The 24,992-nt window shown below is 70.7% G+C and carries 20 protein-coding genes; 13 read left to right on the top strand and 7 right to left on the bottom strand.

Features of this window, described 5'->3' with window-relative positions; translation table 11 throughout:
- Positions 1–15: 15 nt before the first annotated feature.
- The 8 genes from ACFZDE_RS31610 (at position 16) to pgi (ending at position 10,414) form a co-directional block, all read left to right on the top strand.
- A complete protein-coding gene (locus ACFZDE_RS31610; RefSeq protein WP_391205744.1) occupies positions 16–2,970 on the top strand; it encodes a M14 family zinc carboxypeptidase in 2,955 nt (984 codons plus the stop codon).
- Positions 2,971–3,197: 227 nt separating this feature from the next.
- Entirely contained in the window at positions 3,198–4,205 is a 1,008-nt protein-coding gene (gap, locus tag ACFZDE_RS31605; protein WP_391205741.1) for a type I glyceraldehyde-3-phosphate dehydrogenase, read from the top strand.
- Between the two features lie 143 nt (positions 4,206–4,348).
- The gene (locus tag ACFZDE_RS31600; protein ID WP_391205737.1) at positions 4,349–5,560 is read left to right on the top strand and encodes a phosphoglycerate kinase; all 1,212 of its coding nucleotides are present in this window, start codon (positions 4,349–4,351) and stop codon (positions 5,558–5,560) included.
- A gap of 6 nt (positions 5,561–5,566) precedes the next feature.
- Positions 5,567–6,343, top strand: a complete 777-nt coding sequence (gene tpiA / locus ACFZDE_RS31595; protein WP_033310745.1) for a triose-phosphate isomerase — start codon at positions 5,567–5,569, stop codon at positions 6,341–6,343.
- Positions 6,344–6,484: 141 nt separating this feature from the next.
- A complete protein-coding gene (secG, locus tag ACFZDE_RS31590) occupies positions 6,485–6,721 on the top strand; it encodes a preprotein translocase subunit SecG (protein WP_078615370.1) in 237 nt (78 codons plus the stop codon).
- A gap of 208 nt (positions 6,722–6,929) precedes the next feature.
- Entirely contained in the window at positions 6,930–7,265 is a 336-nt protein-coding gene (locus ACFZDE_RS31585; RefSeq protein WP_003957010.1) for an RNA polymerase-binding protein RbpA, read from the top strand.
- Positions 7,266–7,388: 123 nt separating this feature from the next.
- Entirely contained in the window at positions 7,389–8,687 is a 1,299-nt protein-coding gene (locus ACFZDE_RS31580; RefSeq protein WP_391205734.1) for an MFS transporter, read from the top strand.
- Positions 8,688–8,761: 74 nt separating this feature from the next.
- Positions 8,762–10,414, top strand: coding sequence for a glucose-6-phosphate isomerase (gene pgi, locus ACFZDE_RS31575; protein ID WP_391205731.1), 1,653 nt, complete (start codon positions 8,762–8,764; stop codon positions 10,412–10,414).
- Between the two features lie 122 nt (positions 10,415–10,536).
- Here pgi and ACFZDE_RS31570 read toward each other — a convergent pair whose 3' ends face one another.
- The 3 genes from ACFZDE_RS31570 to ACFZDE_RS31560 form a co-directional block, all read right to left on the bottom strand.
- Positions 10,537–12,819, bottom strand: coding sequence for an FtsX-like permease family protein (locus tag ACFZDE_RS31570; RefSeq protein ID WP_391205727.1), 2,283 nt, complete (start codon positions 12,817–12,819; stop codon positions 10,537–10,539).
- Between the two features lie 87 nt (positions 12,820–12,906).
- Complete coding sequence (locus ACFZDE_RS31565; RefSeq protein WP_391002385.1) at positions 12,907–13,665, bottom strand: ATP-binding cassette domain-containing protein; 759 nt, start codon at positions 13,663–13,665, stop codon at positions 12,907–12,909.
- Complete coding sequence (locus tag ACFZDE_RS31560; protein WP_391002387.1) at positions 13,662–14,177, bottom strand: helix-turn-helix transcriptional regulator; 516 nt, start codon at positions 14,175–14,177, stop codon at positions 13,662–13,664. The genes ACFZDE_RS31565 and ACFZDE_RS31560 overlap by 4 nt, the downstream gene beginning before the upstream one ends.
- Before the next feature lie 122 nt (positions 14,178–14,299).
- Between ACFZDE_RS31560 and ACFZDE_RS31555 the strand changes: the two genes are divergently transcribed.
- The 5 genes from ACFZDE_RS31555 (at position 14,300) to ACFZDE_RS31535 (ending at position 20,988) form a co-directional block, all read left to right on the top strand.
- Entirely contained in the window at positions 14,300–15,571 is a 1,272-nt protein-coding gene (locus tag ACFZDE_RS31555; RefSeq protein ID WP_391002389.1) for an extracellular solute-binding protein, read from the top strand.
- Between the two features lie 166 nt (positions 15,572–15,737).
- Complete coding sequence (locus ACFZDE_RS31550) at positions 15,738–17,393, top strand: alpha-amylase family glycosyl hydrolase (RefSeq protein ID WP_391205724.1); 1,656 nt, start codon at positions 15,738–15,740, stop codon at positions 17,391–17,393.
- Between the two features lie 65 nt (positions 17,394–17,458).
- A complete protein-coding gene (locus ACFZDE_RS31545) occupies positions 17,459–18,784 on the top strand; it encodes an extracellular solute-binding protein (protein ID WP_391205721.1) in 1,326 nt (441 codons plus the stop codon).
- A 6-nt stretch (positions 18,785–18,790) separates the two neighbouring features.
- Positions 18,791–20,152, top strand: a complete 1,362-nt coding sequence (locus ACFZDE_RS31540; RefSeq protein ID WP_391002395.1) for an ABC transporter permease subunit — start codon at positions 18,791–18,793, stop codon at positions 20,150–20,152.
- On the top strand, positions 20,149–20,988 hold the full coding sequence (locus ACFZDE_RS31535) for an ABC transporter permease subunit (RefSeq protein ID WP_391205718.1): 840 nt from the start codon (positions 20,149–20,151) through the stop codon (positions 20,986–20,988). The genes ACFZDE_RS31540 and ACFZDE_RS31535 overlap by 4 nt, the downstream gene beginning before the upstream one ends.
- 51 nt (positions 20,989–21,039) lie before the next feature.
- Here ACFZDE_RS31535 and pgl read toward each other — a convergent pair whose 3' ends face one another.
- The 4 genes from pgl to ACFZDE_RS31515 form a co-directional block, all read right to left on the bottom strand.
- Complete coding sequence (pgl, locus tag ACFZDE_RS31530; RefSeq protein WP_391205715.1) at positions 21,040–21,825, bottom strand: 6-phosphogluconolactonase; 786 nt, start codon at positions 21,823–21,825, stop codon at positions 21,040–21,042.
- Positions 21,822–22,913, bottom strand: coding sequence for a glucose-6-phosphate dehydrogenase assembly protein OpcA (opcA, locus tag ACFZDE_RS31525; protein WP_391002401.1), 1,092 nt, complete (start codon positions 22,911–22,913; stop codon positions 21,822–21,824). Before opcA ends, pgl begins: the two co-directional genes overlap by 4 nt.
- Positions 22,910–24,433, bottom strand: coding sequence for a glucose-6-phosphate dehydrogenase (gene zwf, locus ACFZDE_RS31520; protein ID WP_391002403.1), 1,524 nt, complete (start codon positions 24,431–24,433; stop codon positions 22,910–22,912). The genes opcA and zwf overlap by 4 nt, the downstream gene beginning before the upstream one ends.
- A 4-nt stretch (positions 24,434–24,437) precedes the next feature.
- On the bottom strand, positions 24,438–24,992 hold a 555-nt coding region (locus ACFZDE_RS31515; protein ID WP_391205712.1), incomplete at its 5' end, for a transaldolase family protein.

Below are 24,992 nucleotides of genomic sequence, written 5' to 3'. Positions count from 1 at the left end.
ACGCTAGGGGGGTTCATGAGACGAAGAGCGAGATCGATCCTCGCTGTCGGCGCGCTCCTGATCGGCGGAGCGAGCTTCGCACCCATCGCCCAAGCACAACCGGGTAGTTCGACCCCGTCCGACCCGGACGAAGTCAAGGTCTTCCGCGCCGAGGTCACCCAGAAGCAGGTACCCCTGCTGCTGGCGGCCGGGCAGGACGGCCACGAACTGAGCGAGCGGGTGCCCGAGAAGGGCACCGCGACCGTCGAGGTCTACCTGACGGACCAGCAGGCCAAGAAGCTGGAGAAGCAGGGCGTCGGCCTCACCGAGCACGAGCTCTCCGCCCGGGCGGAGGCCCGGGTCGAGGACGCGGCCGAGGGCGTGTTCCGCCCGTACAGCGGCAAGGGGGGCCTGCGGGAGGAACTCCTGCGCACCGCCCAGGAGAACCCGAACCTCACCAAGGTCGTCTCCATCGGCAAGACCGTCAACGGCCAGGACATCCTCGCGCTGAAGCTCACCAAGGGCGCGAAGAAGGCGAAGGACGGCTCCAAGCCCTCCGTCCTCTACATGTCCAACCAGCACGCGCGCGAGTGGATCACGCCGGAGATGATCCGGCGCCTGATGCACCACTATCTGGACAACTACAAGAAGGACCGGCGCGTCAAGAAGATCGTCGACTCCACCGAACTGTGGTTCCTGCTGTCGGCCAACCCCGACGGCTACGACTTCACCTTCGCCGACCCCGCCAACCGCCAGTGGCGCAAGAACCTGCGGGACGTCAACGGCGACGGCACCATCACCACCGGCGACGGCGTCGACCTCAACCGCAACTTCGCCTACAAGTGGGGCTACGACGACGAGGGCTCGTCCCCCAACCCCACGAGCCAGACCTACCGCGGCGCGGGCCCGAACTCCGAGCCGGAGACCCAGGCCCTGGACGCCTTCCAGAAGCGGATCGGCTTCACGTACGGCATCAACTACCACTCCGCCGCCGAACTCCTCCTCTACGGGGTCGGCTGGCAGGTGGCCACGCACACCCCCGACGACGTCCTGTACGAGGCGCTCGCCGGGACGCCCGAGAACTCCGCCATCCCCGGCTACCACCCCCAGCTCTCCTCCGAGCTGTACACCACCAACGGTGAGGCCGACGGCCACGCGGCGAACGTCAACGGCCTGGCGATGTTCACGCCCGAGATGTCGACCTGCCAGACCGCCTCGGATCTCGACCCGAACGACGCGTGGAAGGCGTCCGACTGCCAGTCGGTCTTCACCTTCCCGGACGACGAGAAGCTGATCCAGCAGGAGTTCGCCAAGAACGTCCCGTTCGCGCTCTCCGTCGCCGAGTCCGCCGCCCGCCCCGACCGGCCGTCCTCGTCGGTCGGCCTGAGCGCCGCCGACTTCACCCCGGCAGCGTTCGGCACGTCGTACTCCCGCGGCGCCGACCAGGAGGTCTCCGTCGTCGTCCGGAAGTCGGTGCGTGACAAGGAGCTCAAGTACCGCGTCAACGGCGGCCGCACCCTGGACATGGCGCTCAAGCCCTGGAAGGGCGGCGAGACCTACGGCGGTGAGGACAACCTCTACTTCGACGAGTACCGGGCGAAGGTCAAGGACGGCGAGCCGGGCGACAAGGTCGAGGTGTGGTTCACCGGCGAGGCGAAGAACGGCAAGAAGCTCTCCAGCGAGCGCTTCACCTACACCGTCGCCGAGCGGCCCCGGGCGAACACCCTCGTCATCGCCGAGGAGGGCGCGAAGGCCACGCAGGCGCAGACGTACGTGGACGCGCTCAAGGCGAGCGGCCGCAAGGCGGTCGTCTGGGACGTCGCCGAGCGGGGGGTGCCGGACGCGCTCGGCGTGCTGAGCCACTTCGACACCGTCGTCCACTACACGGGCGCGAGCGTCCCGGGTGTCGCCACCCAGCTCCAGCTGCGGGCCTTCCTCAACGAGGGCGGCCGGCTGATCGAGGCCGGTGAGCAGGCCGGCGGCAACGTCGACCTCGGCGGTGGCGTGCCCTCGGACGACTTCAGCCAGTACTACCTGGGCGCCTACACCCGCACCACCACCCCCGGGGCCACCGGCTTCACCGGCTCCGGCGAGCTGGGCGGCGTCACCGGCCCGCTGGGCGCGGCCCCCGGCAACCCGCTGGACAAGGCCGGCACCTACAGCGTCACCTCCGACGAACTGGGCACCGGCGAGTTCCCGCAGTTCGCCAGCAAGGGCGCGGGGCAGTTCGCCGGCACGGTCAACCCGTACGGTCCGTTCGCGGGCTCCGCGATGGCCGCGGCCGTCCACAGCGACGACGCCTACAAGCGCCTCACCCGCACCGTGGACCTCACCGGCACCACCGCTGCCGAGAGGCCGACCCTGCGCACCCAGCTCCTGTGGGACACCGAGGCCGGCTACGACCACGCCGTCGTCGAGGCCCACACCGCGGGCGGCGACGACTGGACCACCCTCCCCGAGGCGGGCGGCGCCACCAGGACCGCCGTGCCGACGGAGTGCCAGGCGGGCTTCTACGCCAACGAGCACCCCTGGCTGAAGCACTACCTGACCGTGGCGGACGACGGCTGCACCGCGACCGGCACCACCGGCGCGTGGAACAGCCTCACCGGCGCCTCCAACGGCTGGCAGCAGGTGAACTTCGACCTGAGCGCCTACGCCGGCAAGACGGTCGAGATCTCGATCAGCTACGTCACCGACCCGGGCAGCGGCGGGCACGGCGTCCTCGCCGACGACGCCTCGCTCGTCGTCGGGGGCACGGCCAAGGAGACCGAGGGCTTCGAGACCTCGCTCGGGGCCTGGAAGGTCGCCGGACCGCCCGAGGGCAGCCCCGCAGCCCTCAAGGACTGGGCCCGCACCGGCGCCCTTTTCCAGACGTACGGCGCGGTCACCACGGAGGACACCGTGCTGCTGGGCTTCGGCCTGGAGCACGTCACCGCACCGGCCGCCCGGACGGCGCTGATGAGGAAGGCGCTCGCTTCCCTCGACGGGTGACGTCCCAGGTCAATGGGACACACCAGGGGTAGCCAGTTCGAGTGATCCTGCTCTCGGCGGTGGGCGGTCCGTACCCCTACTGGCGGGTACGGACCGCCCTGCCGTGTATGGGGCATCTGGATGTCACCACCGGAGCTCCAGGGAGGTAGGGTCGTAGGCGGTCGGGGACATCCCAAACAGAGCTCGCCGGCACTTCATGGCCGGCGTACCAACGAGGAGATCGGTTCGTGACGATCCGCGTAGGCATCAACGGCTTCGGCCGCATCGGTCGTAACTACTTCCGCGCGCTCCTGGAGCAGGGTGCAGACATCGAGATCGTGGCTGTCAACGACCTGGGTGACACCGCGACCACCGCTCACCTGCTGAAGTACGACACGATCCTGGGCCGCCTCAAGCAGGAGGTCACCCACACCGCCGACACGATCACCGTCGACGGCAAGACGATCAAGGTCCTGGCCGAGCGCAGCCCCGCCGACATCCCGTGGGGCGAGCTGGGCGTCGACATCGTCATCGAGTCGACCGGCATCTTCACCAAGAAGGCCGACGCCGAGAAGCACCTCGCCGGTGGCGCGAAGAAGGTCCTCATCTCGGCTCCGGCCAAGGACGAGGACGTCACCATCGTGATGGGCGTCAACCAGGACAAGTACGACCCGGCGAACCACCACGTCATCTCCAACGCCTCCTGCACCACCAACTGTGTGGCGCCGATGGCGAAGGTCCTCGACGAGAACTTCGGCATCGTCAAGGGCCTGATGACGACGGTGCACGCGTACACCAACGACCAGCGCATCCTGGACTTCCCGCACAAGGACCTGCGTCGCGCGCGTGCCGCCGCCGAGAACATCATTCCGACCACCACGGGCGCCGCCAAGGCCACCGCTCTGGTCCTGCCGCAGCTCAAGGGCAAGCTGGACGGCATCGCCATGCGCGTCCCGGTCCCGACCGGCTCGGTCACCGACCTGGTTCTCGAGCTGTCCCGCGAGGTCACCAAGGAAGAGGTCAACGCCGCCTTCCAGAAGGCCGCGGAGGGCGAGCTGAAGGGCATCCTCGAGTACACCGAGGACCCCATCGTCTCCTCCGACATCGTGAACGCCCCGGCGTCCTGCACCTTCGACTCCTCCCTGACCATGGTCCAGGAGGGCAAGAGCGTGAAGGTCATCGGCTGGTACGACAACGAGTGGGGTTACTCCAACCGCCTCGTGGACCTTACGGTCTTCGTCGGCAACCAGCTCTGATCAACCCAGTAGGCACGTCCATGTGAGAGCAGGGCTCGGGCGGCGCGAGGACGCGCCGTCCGAGCCCTGACTCACGTACAGATCAGAGCTGTTCGATCACGAGCGCTTTCGACAGATCACGAGCTCTTTTCAGGAGTCCCCTCATGAAGACGATCGACGAACTCCTCACCGAAGGGGTCGCGGGCAAGCGGGTCTTCGTCCGCGCCGATCTGAACGTGCCGCTGGACGGCACGCGCATCACCGACGACGGCCGTATCCGCGCCGTGCTGCCCACGGTCAAGGCCCTCGCCGACGCGGGCGCCCGGGTCGTCGTCGCCTCCCACCTGGGCCGGCCCAAGGGCGCCCCGGACCCGGCCTTCTCCCTGGCCCCCGCCGCCGCGCGGCTCGGTGAACTCCTCGGGTCGGACGTGGCCTTCGCGACCGACACGGTCGGCGAGTCCGCCCGGACCACCGTCGGCTCACTCGCCGACGGCCAGGTCGCGGTCGTGGAGAACCTGCGTTTCAACGCCGGTGAGACGAGCAAGGACGACGCCGAGCGCGGCGCCTTCGCCGACCAGCTCGCCGCCCTCGCGGACGTCTACGTCGGCGACGGCTTCGGCGCGGTGCACCGCAAGCACGCCTCCGTCTTCGACCTCCCGGCCCGCTTGCCGCACTACGCCGGCTACCTCATCGCCACCGAGGTCGGCGTCCTGCGCAAGCTCACCGAGGACGTCAAGCGGCCCTACGCCGTCGTGCTGGGCGGCGCCAAGGTCTCCGACAAGCTCGCCGTCATCGACCAGCTGCTCGGCAAGGCCGACCGGCTGCTCATCGGCGGCGGCATGGTCTTCACCTTCCTCAAGGCCAAGGGGCACGAGATCGGCTCGTCCCTGGTCCAGGAGGACCAGCTCCCGGTCGTCCTGGAGTACATCGAGCGCGCCGAGAAGAACGGCGTCGAACTGGTCCTGCCGGTGGACGTCGTGGTCGCGCCGGAGTTCCCCGACCTCAAGACCAAGGCCCCGGGCAAGCCCAGCACCGTCGCCGCGGACGCCATGCCCGCCGGCCAGATGGGCCTGGACATCGGCCCCGAATCCCGCAAGCTGTACGCCTCGAAGATCGCCGACGCCGCCACCGTCTTCTGGAACGGCCCCATGGGCGTCTTCGAGCACCCCGATTTCGCCGAGGGCACCAAGGCGGTCGCCCAGGCCCTCCTCGACTCCCAGGCCTTCACGGTGGTCGGCGGTGGCGACTCCGCCGCGGCCGTCCGCATCCTGGGCTTCGACGAGAACGCATTCGGCCACATCTCGACCGGTGGCGGCGCCTCCCTCGAATACCTCGAGGGCAAGACGCTCCCCGGCCTCGCCGCACTGGAGGACTGACCCTCAATGAGCACGCGTACGCCCCTGATGGCGGGCAACTGGAAGATGAACCTCAACCACCTCGAGGCCATCGCGCACGTCCAGAAGCTCGCCTTCGCCCTGGCCGACAAGGACTACGAGGCCGTCGAGGTCGCCGTCCTGCCGCCCTTCACCGACCTGCGCTCGGTGCAGACCCTGGTCGACGGCGACAAGCTCAAGATCAAGTACGGCGCCCAGGACATCTCGGCGCACGACAGCGGTGCCTTCACCGGCGAGATCTCCGGCCCCATGCTGGCCAAGCTGAAGTGCACCTACGTCGCCATCGGCCACAGCGAGCGCCGGCAGTACCACGCCGAGACCGACGAGCTGGTGAACGCCAAGGTCAAGGCCGCCTACAAGCACGGCCTGACCCCGATCCTGTGCGTCGGCGAGGAGCTGGAGGTCCGCGAGGCGGGCAACCACGTCTCCCACACCCTCGCCCAGGTCGAGGGCGGTCTGAAGGACCTGCCCGCCGAGCAGGCCGAGACCGTCGTGATCGCCTACGAGCCCGTCTGGGCCATCGGCACCGGCAAGGTCTGCGGCGCCGAGGACGCCCAGGAGGTCTGCGCGGCGATCCGCGGCAAGATCGCCGAGCTGTACTCGCAGGACCTGGCCGACAAGGTCCGCATCCAGTACGGCGGCTCGGTCAAGGCGGGCAACGTCGCGGAGATCATGGCCCAGGCCGACATCGACGGCGCCCTGGTCGGCGGCGCCTCGCTGGACGCCGACGAGTTCGTCAAGATCGTGCGCTTCCGCGACCAGTGAGCCGACCGGCACGGATCGCCCCCGAGGCGACCCGGCGACTCGCGAGTATGCGGTAGCGGCGATCCGTCGTACCCTTGCGGGGTCCAGCCCTGTGGCTGGGCCCCGCGTCGTCCATCCGAATCCGAGGAAGTTGGTCCAGCCGTGGTTTTGGGGTTCTCGATCGCCCTGATCGTCTTCAGCCTGCTGCTGATGCTGCTGGTGCTGATGCACAAGGGGAAGGGCGGCGGCCTCTCCGACATGTTCGGCGGCGGCATGCAGTCCTCCGTCGGCGGCTCCTCGGTCGCCGAGCGCAACCTCGACCGCATCACCGTCGTGGTGGGTCTGGCATGGTTCGCCTGCATTGTCGTGCTCGGCATCCTGATGAAGGTGAACAACTGACCGAGCCGCAATCCGCACGGAACTCGCACGTAAGGCCCCATGTTCGGTACGCGCAGCACAGCGCGGCCTATCATGGGGCTTGCGTCTAGGTGTGAGGGTTGTAACTCCAATCACTGGACGCGCGTTGGGCCTTACGTAGACTGAGGCGCTCGCAGCGAAGCGGAACGCCGACTCGCTTCGCGGCACCATCACGCAGGGAGTTACGACCGTGGCAAGTGGCAACGCGATCCGGGGAAGCCGGGTCGGGGCGGGGCCGATGGGCGAGGCCGAGCGCGGCGAGTCCGCGCCGCGGCTGCGCATCTCCTTCTGGTGCTCCAACGGACACGAGACCCAGCCGAGCTTCGCCAGCGACGCGCAGGTGCCCGATACCTGGGACTGTCCCCGCTGCGGCTTTCCGGCAGGCCAGGACCGGGACAACCCCCCGGACCCGCCGCGCACCGAGCCCTACAAGACGCACCTGGCGTATGTGCGGGAGCGGCGCAGCGACGCCGACGGCGAGGCGATCCTCGCCGAGGCGCTCGCCAAACTGCGGGGCGAGATCTAGAAGTCGAGACCGGCCGGGCACCAGCAGGTGCCCGGCCGGAGCTGCTTGAGCGGGCCGCTCGCGGACCGATTGTCAGTGGTGCCCTCTACGGTTTGTGCATCGGGCGAACCATGAGGGGGAGCGGTGGCGACGGGCGACGTGGGTGGGGGCACCTCCCTGCTCGGCAAGCGTGGGGGAGTCCGCGCACCCGCGTGGCGCGGGGGGTTCGGGCGGCTGTGGAGCGCGGCCGTCCTGTCCAGCTTCGGTGACGCCCTGCGGACGGCGGCCCTGCCCCTGCTGGCCGTCACCCTGACCGACGATCCGCTGCTCATCGCCTCAGTCACGGCCTGCGGCTATCTGCCCTGGATCGTCTTCGGCCTGCTCGGCGGAGCGGTCGCCGACCGGGTCGACCAGCGGCGGGCCATGTGGATGGTGGACGCCCTGCGCGGGGTGCTGGTCGTGGCCTTCGCGGTGACCGTCGCCCTCGGCCACGCCTCGATCGCCCTGCTGATCGTGCTGGCCTTCGCGCTGACCACCCTCCAGACGCTGTTCGACAACGCCGCCACCGCGCTGCTGCCCACCCTGGTCGACCGGGACGCGCTGGGCAGCGCCAACGCCCGGCTGCTGACCGGCCAGCGCATCGCGGGCGGACTGCTGGGCGGACCGGTCGTGCCGCTGCTGCTGGTAGCCGGGCCGGCGATGCCGTTCGCGGCGGACGCGGTCACCTTCCTGGTGGCCGCCGCGATCATCGCCACGCTCCCGGCCGCCGAGCGGGACCGCGAGCCGCGGCCGGCGGGCAGCACGCTGCGGCGCGAGATCGCCGAAGGGCTCCGCGTCCTCATCCGCGACAAGGCCCTGCGCGGACTGTGCACCGCCACCGCCCTGTGCAACATCGGCATGGGCGCCCTCGTCGCCACCCTCGTGGTCCTGGTGACCGGCTGGCTCGACGCGGGCAACACGGCATACGCGGTGGCGATGACCGCGTACACGGTCGGCAGCCTGGCCGGGGGAGCGGCCGGCGGCCGGCTCGTCACCCGCTTCGGGCGGATGCGCCTGGTGCTCGCCGCCGGGACGGCGCAGACCGTCGCCCTCCTCGTCATGGGCTCGGTGCGCAGCATGGCCGCGCTGGTGTGCGCCCTGGCCGTCTTCGGGTTCATGGGGATGGTGTGGAACGTCAACACCACGACGCTGATGCAGCAGCGCAGCCCCGCCGAGCTGCTGGGCCGCGTGAGCTCCGCCTTCCGGACGCTCGCGGTCGCCGGCGCACCGCTGGGCGCGCTGCTGGGCGGGGCCGTCGCCGGTGCCTGGGGGGAGAACACCCCCGCGCTGCTCGCGGCCGCCTTCTTCGTCCTGTCCGTCACCGCGCTGATACCCACGCGCCGGTCGGACGTACCTGTGGGTGCGCCCGGAGAGGGCGCGACGACAGGCCACGGCGACCGCTGATCAATTAGGTTGGACCGGCAGCGGGGCAGGTACGCAGCAGCACAGGCAGGCAAGGAAGAAGGCTGAAGTCCCAGATGAACGCAGACGGCCGTACCAGGCTCAACCAGACGCCCGAGTGGACGGCACTGGCCAAGCACCGTGAGGAGCTGGGCGGAGTCGGGTTGCGCGAGCTGTTCGCCGCCGACTCCGGCCGCGGCACCGCGTACACCCTCCGGGTCGGCGACCTGTACGTCGACTACTCCAAGCACCTCGTCACCGACGACACCCTGCGGTTGCTGCGCGAACTGGCCGCCGCCACCGGTGTCTTCGGGCTCCGGGACGCCATGTTCCGCGGCGAGAAGATCAACACCACCGAGGACCGGGCCGTGCTGCACACCGCGCTGCGCGCGAACCGGGACGCCGTCGTCGAGGTCGACGGCGAGAACGTGGTACCACAGGTGCACGCCGTGCTCGACAAGATGGCCGCCTTCGCGGACCGGGTCCGCTCCGGCGAGTGGACCGGGCACACCGGCAAGCGCATCCGGAACATCGTCAACGTCGGCATCGGCGGCTCCGACCTCGGCCCCGCGATGGCCTACGAGGTGCTGCGGGCCTTCACCGACCGCTCGCTGACGGTGCGTTTCGTGTCGAACGTGGACGGCGCCGACCTGCACGAGGCGGTGCGGGACCTGGACCCGGCTCAGACGCTGTTCGTCATCGCCTCCAAGACCTTCACCACCATCGAGACGGTCACCAACGCCACGTCCGCGCGGTCTTGGCTGTTGGAGGCGCTCGGAGACGAATCGGCCGTCGCCAAGCACTTCGTGGCGCTGTCGACGAATGCCGAGAAGGTGGCCGAGTTCGGCATCGACACGGTCAACATGTTCGAGTTCTGGGACTGGGTCGGCGGCCGCTACTCGTACGACTCCGCGATCGGCCTCGCCCTGATGATCGCGATCGGCCCGGACCGCTTCCGGGAGATGCTCGACGGCTTCCGCATCGTCGACGAGCACTTCCGCAACGCCCCGGCCGAGGCCAACGCCCCGCTGCTGCTGGGCCTGCTGGGCATCTGGTACGGCAACTTCCACGACGCCCAGTCGCACGCGGTCCTGCCCTACAGCCACTACCTGTCCAAGTTCACCGCCTACCTCCAGCAGCTCGACATGGAGTCCAATGGCAAGTCGGTGGACCGCGACGGGCAGCCCGTGGAGTGGCAGACCGGGCCGGTGGTGTGGGGCACGCCCGGCACCAACGGGCAGCACGCCTACTACCAGTTGATCCACCAGGGCACCAATCTCATCCCGGCGGACTTCATCGGCTTCGCGCGGCCGGTCGGTGAACTGAGCGAGCAGCTGAAGGCGCAGCACGACCTGCTGATGGCCAACTTCTTCGCGCAGACGCAGGCACTCGCGTTCGGCAAGACGCCGGAGGAGGTCCGGGCCGAGGGCGTACCCGAGGAACTGGTGCCGCACAAGACGTTCCAGGGCAACCACCCGACGACCACGATCCTCGCGCCCGAACTGACCCCGTCGGTCCTCGGCCAGCTGATCGCCCTCTACGAGCACAAGGTGTTCGTGCAGGGGGCCGTCTGGAACATCGACTCCTTCGACCAGTGGGGCGTGGAGCTCGGCAAGGTCCTCGCCAAGCGCGTCGAGCCCGCGCTGACCGAGGGCGCCGACGTCGAGGGCCTGGACGCCTCCACGAAGGCGCTGGTGGCGACCTACCGCGAGCTGCGCGGGCGGGAGTAACACCCCCCCACACACACAGAGCGGCTGAGCGGCGGACGACGTCGCTCGGCCGCGGCGGGTGATGCGGCTCGGTCGTGACGGGGGTGATGCCGCTCCGTCGCGGCTGGGCTGATGCCGCTCGGTCAGGCCACCGCGCTGAGCGTGTCCGCGAGGCGCCGTCGGGCCGCGCGGGCCGCGGGCACGGCCGCCAGGGCCGCCGCACACAGCACCGCGGCCACCCCGAGCAGCAGCATCAGCGCGGTCGACGGCCACTGGGCGATCCCGGCGCCGATGCCGCTGGAGCGGCCCTGGGCGTCGATCAGCCAGCGGGCGAGCGGCAGGCCCAGGGCGGTTGCGGCCAGGACGGCCGCCAGCGCAGTGAGCCCGGTGGCCGTGACGGTGATCGCCGTGATCTGCCGAGGGGACAGCCCGATGGCCTTCAGAGCCAGCAGGTCCCGTTCGCTCTCGCGCACGGTGCCGCCGATCGCGGTCAGCAGCTCGATGAGCCCGATGAGGGCCAGCACGGCGATCAGCCCGGCGACGACGGCGCGCAGCGGCGAGAGCCCGTCGGCCGGGTTGATCACCATGTGCACGTCCAGGCGGCCGCCCCCGGCGTCGGCGAGCCGGTCGGCGACCTCGCGCGGGTCCGCGCCGGGGGTCAGGCGGAGTTCGTAGACGGTCGGGCGCAGGTCCGGGTCGTTCTCGCGGAGGGTGTCTAGGGAGGTGGAGATGACCCGGCCGGCGTTCTCCGGCTCGATGCTGCGGCCCACGATGTGCAGGATCTGCGGCTGGTCGCCGACGGTCATCCGGACCCAGTCGCCGACGCGCACGTTCAGCAGGTCGAGGAACCCCTGCCCGGCCACGGCCTCGTCGGCGCCGCGGGCCGGACGGCCCTCGGCGAGGGTGTACGGGTAGGGGTCCTGGTGGGTGCCGAGGCCGCGCAGCGCGATCGTCGCGGTCTGACTCGCTCCCAGTGCCGCCGTCTCCACGCCCGGGTAGGCGGCGGCGACGTCCGGGTCGCGTTCCAGGAGGGAACGGGTCTGCTGCTCGCTCAGGCCGGAGTCGTCGGCGCGGACGCTGAGCGTGGTGGGCAGGCCGATCCGCTCGGGCTCGCTGTGGAACCGGTCCAGAGTGGTCCAGGCGCTCATCGCCACGACGATCAGCAGCAGCGGCAGGGTCAGGCGGGCGACGGTCGCCAGGGACCGGGGGCGGCGGGTGAACGCCTTGTGCCAGCCCAGCACCAGCGCGGGCGGGATGCGCACGCCGAGGGCCCGGCGCGCCACGCCGGACAGCCGTCCGCCCGAGGGCGCGGCGGGGCGCGGCACGGGAACCGGCGGCACGCGTCCGGCCCGCCAGGCGGCCAGCCCGGTGGTCGCGCCGATGAACAGGACCGCTCCGGCCGGGACCACGAGCAGGGCCACGGTGTGCCCGGGCAGCCCTTGCCACACCCCCACCGCGTCGCCCAGCCGCCCCGGGATCCGGCTGCCCAGGGCCTCGGCGAGACCGGCGGCGGCCAGGGCACCCAGCAGGGCGTAGGCGAGGTGCTGGAGCAGGAAGATCCGGACCACCTGGCCGGGGGTGAAGCCGATGGCCTTCAGGACGGAGAGGTCCCGCAGGTGACCGCGGATGCGGGTGCCGATCGCCCCGTGCACGGCGAACCCGGCGGCGACCAGTGCGCCCAGCCCGAACAGGCCCAGCACCTGGCCGAGCAGCCGGTTGTCGCCCTGCGCCTCGGCGCGGGCCTGCTGCCAGGTGGAGACCTCGCCGATCGCCCCGGAGCCCAGCACGGTCACCGCGCGCTGGACGACGTAGGACGTGTCGCCCGGATCCGTCAGCCGCAGCCCGATCACCTGGCCGCCGGGATCCGGCACCGCCGACGGCAGTGCCCACACCAGGCCGGGCTGCTCACCGGGCCGGTAGCGCGGCTCGGCGCTGTCGGCGAGACCCACGACGGTCATATCGCGGGCGGTGCCCGGCACGGTGAGGGTGTCGCCGGGCTCGGTCAGCAGGGCGCGGGCCAGACGGCTCTCCAGGACCACGCCGTTCGGGGTCGAGGGGTCCAGCCAGTGACCGGAGACGATCGGCGGACGGTCGGCGGGCCGCTCCGGGGTGGCACGCAGCTCGACGGCGGCGCGGCTGCCGCGGGAGGAGACGGTGGTGGCGGCGGTCGGGTAGGGGCCGGTGACGGACTCCACGCCGGCCAGACCGGCCAGCTTCCCGGTGTCGGCGGCCTTGTCGGTGTGCAGCCACACGTGGGCGCCGTGCGACTGCGTGAACACCCGCTGCCAGGGGTTGGTCGCGTACCCGAACAGGGCCGTGGCCAGCAGCAGGGACGCGACGATGCCCGCGGTGGCGAGGACGAGGAACAGCGCCTCACCGCGGTGCGTGCGCAGATCGGAGTGCGCCCAGCGCAGGGTGGCTCGCACGGGCCTCAGCCCCTCGGTCCGGACACCGGGCCACGGACATGGCAGTGATCATGGCCGTGGTCAGGGCAGTGGTCGTGGACCCGCATGTCAGTCCTTGAGTTCCAGCACACCGGATATGCCGGCGCGGCGGGGCGGGGTGCTGCCGCCGTCGAGTTCCGCGTCGTCGGCGATCCGGCCGTCGAAGAAGCTGATCACCCGGTCCGCGGCGCTCGCCAGCCGGGCGTCGTGGGTGACCAGCACGATCGTCTGGCCGCGCTGGTGGAAGCGGGACAGCAGGCGCATCACCTCGCGGGTGCCCTTGCTGTCGAGGCTGCCGGCCGGCTCGTCGGCCAGCAGCAGGGGCGGATGGTTGACCAGGGCCCGGGCCAGCGCGACGCGCTGTTGCTCGCCACCGGACAGCTCGCCCGGCATGCTGCGTTCCTTGCCCGTCAGGCCCAGCTCGGCCAGCAGCGCCTCACGCTCGGCGCGGGCCTGCTTGGGCGCGGTCCCGGCGAGCAGGGCGGGCAGCTCCACGTTGTCGGCGACGGACAGGTTGGAGACCAGGTTGAAGAACTGGAAGACGATCCCGATCCGCTTCCTGCGCTCCACCGCCCAGCGGGCCTCGCTGTAGGTGTCGGTGGACTCGCCGTCGAGCAGGATGTGGCCCGCGTCCGGCCGCTGGAGCCCACCGAGCAGATGCAGCAGCGTCGACTTGCCGGCGCCGGACGGGCCGGTGATCGCCACGAACTCGCCCTGCCGTACGCACAGGTCCACCCCGCGCACGGCATGCGCCGGGGCGCCCTCGCCGTGGTGGGTCTTCACCAGCCCCTCGGCGCGCAGCACAGGAGCGGGACGGTTGTCGCTCACTCCAGCTCCTCCAGCTCTTCCTGGCACCGTTCCAGCCAGTCGAGGTCGGCCTGCAGGTGCAGCATCGCGCCTTCGATGAGCAGATGGGCGATGCGGTTGTCGCGGTCTTGGGCGGCGGCCAGTTTCGACATCTGCCGCATGGTGTTCAGGTACTGGCGCCGCTGCTGGTTGATCAGGGTGATCTGCTCGGCGAGGCCGGTCTGCGGGGCGAGCGCCAGCTTCATGAAGAACTCGTCCCGTACCCGGGGCTCGTCCTCGGGCTCCTCGAACCAGGCGCGCAGCGCCTCCCGCCCGGCGTCGGTGAGGTGGTAGACCTTTTTGTTGGGCCGGCTGGACTGCGCCACGTCCTCGCCCTCGATCAGTCCCGACTTCTCGAGGCGGCCGAGGGTCACATAGATCTGGCCGACGTTCGGCTGAGGGTACGCGGAGCCCAGCAGTTGCTCAAGGTCCTGCTTGAGCTCGTAGCCGTGGGCGGGTCCGCGGGCGAGGAGTGCCAGGAGGGGCAGACGCACGCGTGCAGTCCTCCTGTCTGGTCCAATGTGCTCCAGGCCCTAGTATCGCCCATACCTAACAGGTATACATGGCCTCTGATTCCGGGCAAGGAAGCCCAGCGCCGGTGTACAGGGAGGAACCTATGCGGTGGATCCATGCCGCGGGTAGGGGCCTCCTCGTTCTCGTCGTGGTCCTGACCGGCTACGTCACCGCCGGAGCCCGGGCGGGTGAGCCCCCCGCGGGCAGCCGCGGCCCCCTCACCCTGGCCACCGCCGGAGACCTCACCGGCTATCTCGGGCCCCTGCTCGAAGGCTGGAATCGTACCCACCCCGGTGAGAAGGTCACCCTCGTCGAGCTGCCGGACTCGGCCGACGAGACCCAGGCCCAGATGGTCACCGATCTGCGCGACGGCGACCGCAGCCGGTTCGACGTGCTCAACATCGACGTCAACTGGACCTCGGAGTTCGCGGCGGCGGGCTGGATCAGACCGCTGCCCCGGGACCGCTTCCCGCTGAAGACCTTCCTCCAGCCGGTCGTGGACACGGCGACCTACGAAGGGCAGCTCTACGCCGTCCCGTACGTCACCAACGCGGGCCTGCTGCTGTACCGCAAGGACATCCTCGCCGAGGAGGGCGTCGCCCCGCCGCGCACCTGGGCGGAGCTGGAGCGCTACGCGAAGACCATCGCCCCGAAGCACGGCCTCGACGGCTACGCCGGACAGTTCCTGCCCTACGAGGGCCTCACCGTGAACGCGGCCGAGGCCGTCTACTCGGCGGGCGGCTCGATCCTCGGCGACGAGGGCGAGAAGGTCACCGTCGACTCGGCCGCGGCCCGCGAGGGCATCGGGTTCCTGGCCCGCGGAGTGCGCGAGGGCTGGATCCCGAAGGAAGCGCTGACCTACAAGGAGGAAGAGTCCAAGCAGGCCTTCCAGGACGGCCGGCTGCTCTTCCTGCGGAACTGGCCGTACGCCTACGTCGGCGCCTCCGCCCCCGGCTCGAAGATCGCCGGGAAGGTCGGCGCGGTCCCCCTGCCCGGACCCGACGGTCCGGGGACCAGCGTCCTGGGCGGCTCCAACCTGGCCGTCAGCGCGCACGCGCGGCACCCCGACTCGGCGGCCCGTCTGATCGCGTACCTCACCAGTGAGCGCGTGCAGCGCCAGGTCCTCACCCGGGGCGCGCTGCCGCCCGTGCGGGCCGATCTCTACCAGGACCCCGCGCTCATCCGCAGGTTCCCGTACCTGCCGACGCTGCGGACGAGCGTCCTCGCGGCCCAGCCGCGTCCCAAGAGCCCGCGCTACGACCAGGTCAGCCTCGTCGTGCAGGCGGTCGTGCGGGACGCGATGGCCGGGCACCAGACGCCTGCCGCGGCGACGCGCCGTCTGGCGCGCGAGCTCGCCGCCGTCTCGCGCGGCTAGCCGCCCCCGCGTCGCCCCGCTCCGCGAGGCTCCTACTTACTTGTTAGGTAACGCGGGCATCTCGAAAGACTGAATATCGCCCCGGTCTGTCCGGATTCAGTATCCCAACCGCTCGGTAGCTTCGGCCTTTTCATTGACACCCTCTCGACACGCCTACTTAACATGCATGCATAACCGCTGCCCTTCTCAGAGACAGGTCGATGGGTTGAACAGGCACCACTGGTGGCGTGACGCAGTGATCTATCAGGTCTACGTCCGCAGCTTCCTCGACAGCACCGGCGACGGCATCGGCGACCTCGCCGGCGTCCGCGCCGGACTGCCGTACCTCAAGAAGCTCGGCGTCGACGGGATCTGGCTGAGCCCCTTCTATCCCTCGCCGCAGCACGACCACGGCTACGACGTGGCCGACTACTGCGGCGTCGACCCGGTCTTCGGCGACCTCGACGAGTTCGACCAGCTGATGGGCGCCGCCCGGCGGCTCGGCGTCAAGGTGCTGCTCGACATCGTCCCGAATCACTGCTCCAGCGAGCACCCCTGGTTCCGCGAGGCGCTCGCGGCGGCTCCCGGCAGCCCGGCCCGGGCCCGCTTCCACTTCGCCGACGGCCGCGGCCCCGACGGCGCCGAGCCGCCCAACAACTGGCACGCCATGTTCGGCGGCCCGGCCTGGAGCCGGGTGACCGAGGCGGACGGCCGGCCCGGCCAGTGGTACCTGCACATGTTCACGCCCGAGCAGCCCGACTGGAACTGGCGCTGCCCCGAGGTCGCGGCCGAGTTCGACCGGGTGCTGCGGTTCTGGCTTGACCGGGGTGTCGACGGCTTCCGCATCGACGTCGCCGCCGGCCTCTACAAGCACCCCGAGCTGCCCGACTCCGACGACCCGGAGGCCGACGCCCGCACCCGCGACTCGGTCAACCCGCTCGCCTGGAACCAGCCCGAGGTGCACGACGTGTGGCGCCGCTGGCGCTCCATATGCGAGGAGTACACCGAGCGCGACGGCGGCGAACGCCTCCTCGTCGGCGAGGTCTCCGTGCCCACCGCCCGTGAGCACGCGCAGTACGTCCGCCCCGACGAACTGCACCAGGCCTTCTTCTTCGACCTGCTGAGCGCCTCCTGGGACGCCGACGCCTTCCAGAAGGTCATCTCCGAGGCCATGGACGACATCGCCGGCACCGGCTCGACGGTCACCTGGGTCCTCAACAACCACGACCAGGTCCGCACCGTCACCCGCTACGGCGAACCCGCCACCGAGGGCAGCGGCCTCGGCGCCGCCCGGGCCCGCGCCGCCGCGCTGCTCCTGCTGGCCCTGCCCGGTGCCGCGTACATCTACCAGGGCGAGGAACTGGGGCTGCCGGAGGTCGTGGACCTGCCCGACGACGTGCTCACCGACCCGATCTTCCGCCGCACCGGCAGCCGGGCCCGGATCCGCGACGGCTGCCGCGTGCCGCTGCCCTGGTCGGGCCAGGCCTCGCCGTTCGGCTTCACCCCGGGCGTGGAGAGCGCCAAGCCGTGGCTGCCGCAGCCCGAGTACTTCGCCGAGTACGCCACCGACCGCGCCCTCGCCGACACCCGCTCCTTCTGGCACCTGTACCGCGACGGCCTGCAACTGCGCGGCACCCTGCCCCAGCTGGGCGAGGGCACACTGCGCTGGCTGGACGCCCCGCCCGGCGTCCTGGCCTTCGAACGCGGCGACCTGGTGTGCGCCGTCAACTTCGGCACGGCCCCCACCCCCGCGCCGGTCCCCGGCACCCCCCTGCTCGCCAGCGGCCCCTGCCCGGCCGGAGTGCTCTCCGGATCGACGGCCGCCTGGTGGATCCGTTCCTGACCGCCCCGCACCACGGCATCCCGCAAGCGAACGCACACCAAGTCACCCCCGAAGGGACATCAACGATGATGAGACGACGTACCACCCTGCTGACCGGCTGCACCGCCCTCGTCCTGGCACTCGGCGCGACCGCCTGCGGCGGCGGGCCCGTCTCGGCCGGCGGCGGCGACAAGGCGCTCGACGGCCAGACGATCACCGTGGCCGGTGTCTGGTCCGGCACCGAGCAGAAGAACTTCCAGAAGGTGCTCGACGCCTTCACCGAGAAGACCGGCGCCAAGACGCAGTTCACGTCCACCGGTGACAACGTCTCCACCGTCGTCGGCAGCAAGATCGAGGGCGGCAACGCCCCCGACGTCGTGATGGTCCCGCAGGTCGGCGTGCTCAAGCAGTTCGCGCAGAAGGGCTGGCTCAAGCCGCTGTCGAAGAAGACCGAGCAGGCCGTCGACGCGGGCTACGCCCCCGTGTGGAAGAAGTACGGCAGCGTCGACGGCAAGCTCTACGGCCTGTACTTCAAGGCCGCCCACAAGTCGACCGTCTGGTACAGCCCCGACGCCCTCGAACAGGCCGGCGTGAAGCCCCCGACGTCCTACGACGACATGCTCAAGGCCGGACGCACCGTGTCCGACTCCGGGCTCGCCGCGTTCTCCGTCGCCGGACAGGACGGCTGGACCCTCACCGACTGGTTCGAGAACGTCTACCTCTCCCAGGCCGGCCCCGAGAAGTACGACGCGCTCGCCACGCACCAGCTGAAGTGGACCGACGCCTCCGTCGTCGACGCCCTCACCACCCTCGGCAAGCTCTTCAAGGACAAGCAGCTCATCGCCGGCGGCCAGAAGGGCGCCCTGAACACCGACTTCCCCGGCTCGGTGGAGAAGGTGTTCGGCCCCGAGCCCGAGGCCGGCATGGTCTACGAGGGCGACTTCGTCGCCGGTGTCGCCAAGGACCAGTTCGGCAAGAAGGTCGGCGAGGACGCGAACTTCTTCCCGTTCCCGGCGGTCGGCGGCGGCGAGGCACCGGTCGTCAGCGGCGGTGACGCCGCCGTCGTCCTCAAGGACGGCAAGAACCAGAAGGCCGCCCAGGCCCTCCTGGAGTACCTGGCGACGCCCGAGGCCTCCGCGGTGTGGGCCGAGGCCGGCGGCTACCTCTCCCCGAACAAGAAGCTCGACCTCGCCTCCTACGGCGACGACGTCACCCGCGCCACCGCCAAGTCCCTCGTCGAGGCCGGGGACTCGGTCCGCTTCGACATGTCCGACCAGGCCCCGGCGTCCTTCGGCGGCACCAAGGGCGCCGGCGAGTGGAAGCTCCTCCAGGACTTCCTGCGCGACCCGTCCGACCCGAAGGGCACCGCGGCGAAGCTGGAGGCCGCCGCGGCCAAGGCGTACCAGGACTGATACGCCATGACAGCGACCCTCGTGAAAGAGACGAGCCCCCCACCGCCCGGCCCGATCGCCGACCGCACCCGGCGGCTGCGCCGGCGCGGGAAGATCATCGCCCTGCTGTTCGTGCTCCCCGCACTGCTGCTGCTCGGCGCGCTCGTCGTCTACCCCGTGCTGTTCAGCGTCGGCCGCAGCTTCTTCGACGCCTCCGGCACGAGCTTCGTCGGCGGCGACAACTACGCCGAGATGTTCCGCGACCCGACCACCCTCAAGGCCGTCCGCAACACGGCCATCTGGGTCGTCATCGCCCCGGCCCTGCTCACCGGCCTCGGGCTGATCCTCGCCGTACTGGTGGAGAAGGTCCGCTGGGCCACGGCCTTCAAACTGCTCCTGTTCATGCCGATGGCGGTCTCCTTCCTCGCCGCGGGCATCATCTTCCGGCTCGCCTACGACGAGGACCCCGACAAGGGCGTGCTCAACGCCGCCGTCGTCTCCGTCCACGACGCCTTCAAGGGGGAGTCCTCCTATCCGACGGCCCGGGCGCGTGACGCCCAGGGCCTGACGAAGGACAAGGACGGCTCGTACCGCACCAGTTCGAGCGTGGCGCCCGGGGACGCGGTGGCGTTGGGCCTGGTCGGCGTGCAGCCCGGCGACCTGCCGGACGGCGCCGAGCCGGCCCACGCGGCGGCGGGGCGCAAGGCCGCCGCCGACGAACTGCGCGGTGTCGTCTACCTGGACTTCACACCCGGCGGGGGAGGGGAGCAGGGGAAGGTCGACCAGCGGGAGAGCGGACTGCCGCAGATGAAGGTCGAGGCGGTCCGCGACGGCGAGACGATCGCCACGACCACCACGGCCTCCGACGGCTCCTTCCGCTTCCAGGGCCTCGCATCGGGCTCCTACGAGGTGCGACTGCCGTCGTCCAACTTCGCCCCGCCCTATGAGGGCGTCTCCTGGCTCGGGCCGGCGCTGGTCACCCCGGCGATCATCGGCGCCTACCTGTGGATCTGGACCGGATTCGCCATGGTGCTGATCGGGGCGGGCCTCTCCGCGCTGCCGCGGGACGCCCTGGAGGCGGCGCGGATGGACGGAGCGAACGAGTGGCAGATCTTCCGGCGCATCACGGTGCCCCTGCTGGCCCCTGTCCTCTCGGTCGTCTTCATCACCCTCGTCATCAACGTGATGAAGGTCTTCGACCTCGTCTACATCATCGCGCCCGGGCCCGTGCAGGAGGACGCGACCGTCCTCGCGACGCAGATGTGGCTGGTGTCGTTCGGCGGCGGCAACAACCAGGGGCTCGGCAGCGCGCTCGGCGTGCTCCTGCTGCTGCTGGTCGTCCCGGCCATGGTGTTCAACGTCCGCCGCTTCCGAAGGAGTCAGCGATGAACGCGGTTCGGCGCGGGTTGGGCAACTCGGTCGTCCAGGCCTTCCTCGTACTGGTCGGGCTGGTCTGGATGACGCCCCTGGCCGGGCTGTTCCTGTCCTCCCTGCGGTCCGCCGAGGACACGGCGAAGGGCGGCTGGTGGACGGTGTTCTCCAGCCCCGGGCAGCTGTCCTTCGACAACTACTCGTCGCTGCTGGGGAACGCCGGGATCACGCAGGCCTTCTGGAACACGGTGCTGATATCGGTGCCGACGACCGTGCTGGTCGTGGTCGTCGCGGCGCTCGCCGGGTACGCCTTCGCGTGGCTGGACTTCCCCGGGCGGGACGCGATCTTCCTGATCGTCGTCGCGCTGCTCGTGGTGCCCGTGCAGATCGGCCTGCTGCCGGTCGCCAAACTCTTCGGGCAGCTCGGCCTGTTCGGGACGATCCCCGGTGTCGTGCTCTTCCACGTGGCCTACGGCCTGCCGTTCGCGGTGTTCCTGCTGCGGAACTACTTCGCCGAGATGCCGAAGGAGATGCTGGAGGCCGCCCGCATGGACGGCGGCACCGAGTGGCGCATCTTCACACGGCTCGTCCTGCCCGTGGGGCGGCCCGCGATCGCCTCCCTGGCCATCTTCCAGTTCCTGTGGGTGTGGAACGACATGCTGGTGGCGCTGCTGTTCGCGGACAGCTCCTCGCAGCCGCTGACCGTGCAACTCCAGTCCCAGATACGCCAGTTCGGGAGCAACATCGACGTCCTGGCCCCGGGCGCGTTCGTGTCCCTGGTCGTCCCGGTGGTCGTGTTCTTCGCGTTCCAGAAGCACTTCGTGCAGGGTGTGATGGCGGGTTCGGTCAAGTAGCGCCTACGCCTCGGGCCCCCACTTCGCCACGAAGTGGGGGCCCGAGGACGTTCACGGGGACGCGGGTGGATACAACGACCGCGGCAGTTGGGATGCCGCTGCCGCGTCCAGGAGCCACAGGGTGCGGCTTCTGCCGTACGCGCCTGCCGCCGGGGCCTGGATCTCGCCCGCGCCGGACAGGGCGATCGCCGCCGCCCCGGCCTTGTCCTCGCCCGCGGCCAGCAGCCACACCTCCCGCGCCGCCCGGATCGCCGGCAACGTCAGCGTCACCCGGGTCGGCGGCGGCTTGGGCGCGCCATGGACGCCGACCACCGTGCGGTCGGTCTCCCTGACCGCGGGCAGCTCCGGGAACAGCGACGCGACATGCGTGTCCGGTCCGACGCCCAGCATCAGCACGTCGAACGTGGGCACGGGCCCGTGGTTCTCCGGGCCCGCCGCGGTAGCCAGCTCCCGCGCGTACGCGGCAGCCGCCGCGTCCACATCGGTGCCGTGCGGCCCGTCCGACGCGGGCATCGCGTGCAGCCGCTTCGGATCGAGCGGCACCGAGTCGAGCAGAGCCTGCCTCGCCTGGGTGACGTTGCGCTCGGGGTCGCCCTCGGGCAGGAACCGCTCGTCACCCCACCACAGGTCGAGCCGGCCCCAGTCGATCGCGTCCCGGGCGGGCGCGGCGGCCAGCGCGGCCAGCAGGCCGTTGCCGTTGCGGCCGCCAGTCAGGACCACGGACGCCGAGCCCCGGGAGGCCTGCGCGTCCACGATCCTGGTGATCAACCGCGCCGCCGCGGCCTGCGCCATCAGCTCCTTGTCGCGGTGCACGACCAGCTGCGGTGCCGTACTCACTTCGTCGTCGCCTTCCGTACCGGCTCCAGCTCGGGCGCCTCCCGCCTCACCGGTGCCTGCGCCGCCGCTGCCGCAGCGGGTGCTTGCGCAGCCCTTTCAACGGGAGCGGGGAGGGCGAGTCCTGCTCGCCCCTCACTTTTGGGCACCGCCGGCACCGCCGACGCGGACTTCAGCCGGTCCACCCCGTACCGCAGGGCCGACGCGTAGGTGTCGTCCGGGTCCAGGCGCCGCAGCTCCTCCGCCATCAGCTCGGAGGTCTCCCGGCGCTTGAGCGCCACCGCCCGGTCCGGCTGGCCCTCGATGGACAGCGTCGCCAGGGAGCCGTCGGCGCGGTCCAGCTCGATCGGGCCGCAGTTGGTGTCCATCCGGACCGCCGTCAGACCGGGCCCGCTGGACAGCGACCGCTTCACGGGCACGTCCAGCCGGTCCGCGAGCCACATCGCCAGCAGCTCACAGCTCGGGTTGAACTCCTCGCCCTCCACCTCCACGGCCCGCACCTCGCAGGCCACCTGGTCGAGGGCTGCCGCCAGCATGGAACGCCAGGGCGTGATGCGGGTCCAGGACAGGTCCGTGTCGCCGGGCGTGTAGGCCCTCGACCGGGTGGCCAGGTCCCGCACCGGCTGCTCCGAGGCGTACGTGTCGGTGACGCGGCGCTGCGCGAGGGCACCCAGGGGGTCCTTCGCCGGGTCGAGCGGCGCGTTCACCGGCCACCACACCACCACCGGCGCGTCCGGCAGCAGCAGCGGCAGCACCACCGACTGCGCGTGGTCCGCGACCTCGCCGTACAGCCGGAGCACGACCGTCTCGCCGGTGCCCGCGTCCGCGCCGACCCGTACCTCCGCGTCCAGCCGGGACTGCGTACGGTCGCGGGGCGAACGGGAGACCCGCTTGATGACCACGAGCGTGCGCGAGGGGTGCTCGTGCGCGGCGTCGCTCGCGGCCTTCAGCGCGTCGTAGGCGTTCTCCTCGTCCGTCACGACGACCAGCGTGAGCACCATGCCGACCGCCGGGGTGCCGATCGCCCGGCGGCCCTGGACCAGGGCCTTGTTGACCTTGCTGGCCGTGGTGTCCGTGAGGTCTATCTTCATGGCCGGCGCCAGCTCCGTCCGTGTCGCTCGAGCATTTCGTCCGCCTCGACGGGCCCCCAGGTACCGGCCTGGTACTGGGCGGGCTTGCCGTGCTTGTCCCAGTACTGCTCGATCGGGTCGAGGATCTCCCAGGACAGCTCGACCTCCTCGGTGCGCGGGAAGAGGTTCGAGTCGCCGAGGAGAACGTCCAGGATGAGCCGCTCGTACGCCTCCGGGCTGGACTCCGTGAAGGACTCGCCGTACGCGAAGTCCATCGACACGTCCCGGATCTCCATCGAGGTGCCCGGCACCTTGGAGCCGAAGCGGACCGTGACGCCCTCGTCCGGCTGGACGCGGATGACGATCGCGTTGGAGCCCAGCTCCTCGGTGGCGGTGGAGTCGAAGGGGGAGTGCGGGGCCCGCTGGAACACGACGGCGATCTCCGTCACCCGGCGGCCCAGCCGCTTGCCGGTGCGCAGATAGAAGGGGACACCCGCCCAGCGGCGGTTGTCGATCTCCAGCTTGATCGCGGCGTAGGTGTCGGTCTTCGAGGAGGCGTTGATGCCGTCCTCCTCGAGGTAGCCGCGCACCTTGGTGCCGCCCTGCCAGCCCGCCGCGTACTGGGCGCGCACGGTGTCCCGGCCCAGATCCTGCGGCAGCCGCACGGCCCCGAGCACCTTGGTCTTCTCGGCGGCCAGCGCGTCGGCGTCGAAGGAGGCCGGCTCCTCCATGGCCGTCAGGGCCATGAGCTGGAGCAGGTGGTTCTGGATGACGTCCCGGGCGGCGCCGATGCCGTCGTAGTACCCGGCCCGGCCGCCGATGCCGATGTCCTCGGCCATGGTGATCTGCACATGGTCCACGAAGGACCGGTTCCAGATCGGCTCGAACATCGTGTTGGCGAACCGCAGCGCCAGGATGTTCTGGACGGTCTCCTTGCCCAGGTAGTGGTCGATGCGGAAGACCTGGTCCGGGGCGAAGACCTCGTGGACGACCTTGTTGAGCTCCTCCGCCGAGGCGAGGTCGTGACCGAACGGCTTCTCGATCACCGCGCGCCGCCAGGAGCCGCCCGTCTGGTCGGCCAGCTGGTGCTTCTTCAGCTGCTGGATGACCACCGGGAAGGACGACGGCGGCACCGACAGGTAGAACGCGAAGTTGCCGCCCGTGCCCTGGGCCTTGTCCAGCTCCTCGATCGTGGAGCGCAGCCGCTCGAACGCGTCGTCGTCGTCGAACGTGCCCTGCACGAAGCGCATGCCCTGGATGAGCTGCTGCCAGACCTCCTCACGGAAGGGCGTGCGGGCGTGCTCCTTGACCGCGTCGTGGACCTCCTGAGCGAAGTCCTCGTGCGCCCACTCGCGGCGGGCGAAGCCCACCAGCGAGAAGCCCGGCGGCAGCAGACCCCGGTTGGCGAGGTCGTACACGGCGGGCATGAGCTTCTTACGGGACAGGTCGCCCGTGACGCCGAAGATGACCAGGCCCGACGGCCCCGCGATACGCGGGAGCCGTCGGTCCGCGGGGTCACGCAGCGGGTTGCTGCTCGACACCTGTTCAGCCCTCCGAGGGGGCGAGGCGCTTGAGCTCGGCCTCGGTCGACTTCAGCAGGTCGGTCCAGGACGCCTCGAACTTCTCGACGCCCTCCTCCTCCAGCAGCTGGACCACGTCGTCGTACTTGATCCCGAGCTTCTCGACCGCGTCGAGGTCGGCGCGGGCCTGCTCGTAGGTGCCGGCGACGGCGTTGCCGCGGATCTCGCCCTGCTCCTCCGTGGCGAACAGGGTCGCCTCGGGCATGGTGTTGACCGTGTTGGGCGCGACCAGTTCGTCGACGTACAGGGTCGGCTTGTAGGCCTTGTCCTTGACGCCGGTGGACGCCCACAGCGGACGCTGCTTGTTGGCGCCCGCCTTCTCCAGGGCGCTCCAGCGGTCGGAGGAGAAGACCTCCTCGTAGGCCTGGTAGGCCAGCCGGGCGTTGGCGACGCCGGCCTTGCCGCGCGCGGCCTTGGCCTCGTCGGTGCCCAGCGCGTCGATCCGCTTGTCGATCTCGGTGTCCACGCGGGAGACGAAGAACGAGGCCACGGAGTGGATCTGCGACAGGTCCAGGCCGCG

Source organism: Streptomyces sp. NPDC007929, from assembly GCF_042959065.1.
Taxonomy (GTDB): Bacteria; Actinomycetota; Actinomycetes; order Streptomycetales; family Streptomycetaceae; genus Streptomyces.
This window is presented reverse-complemented; position numbering and strand designations above follow the sequence as displayed.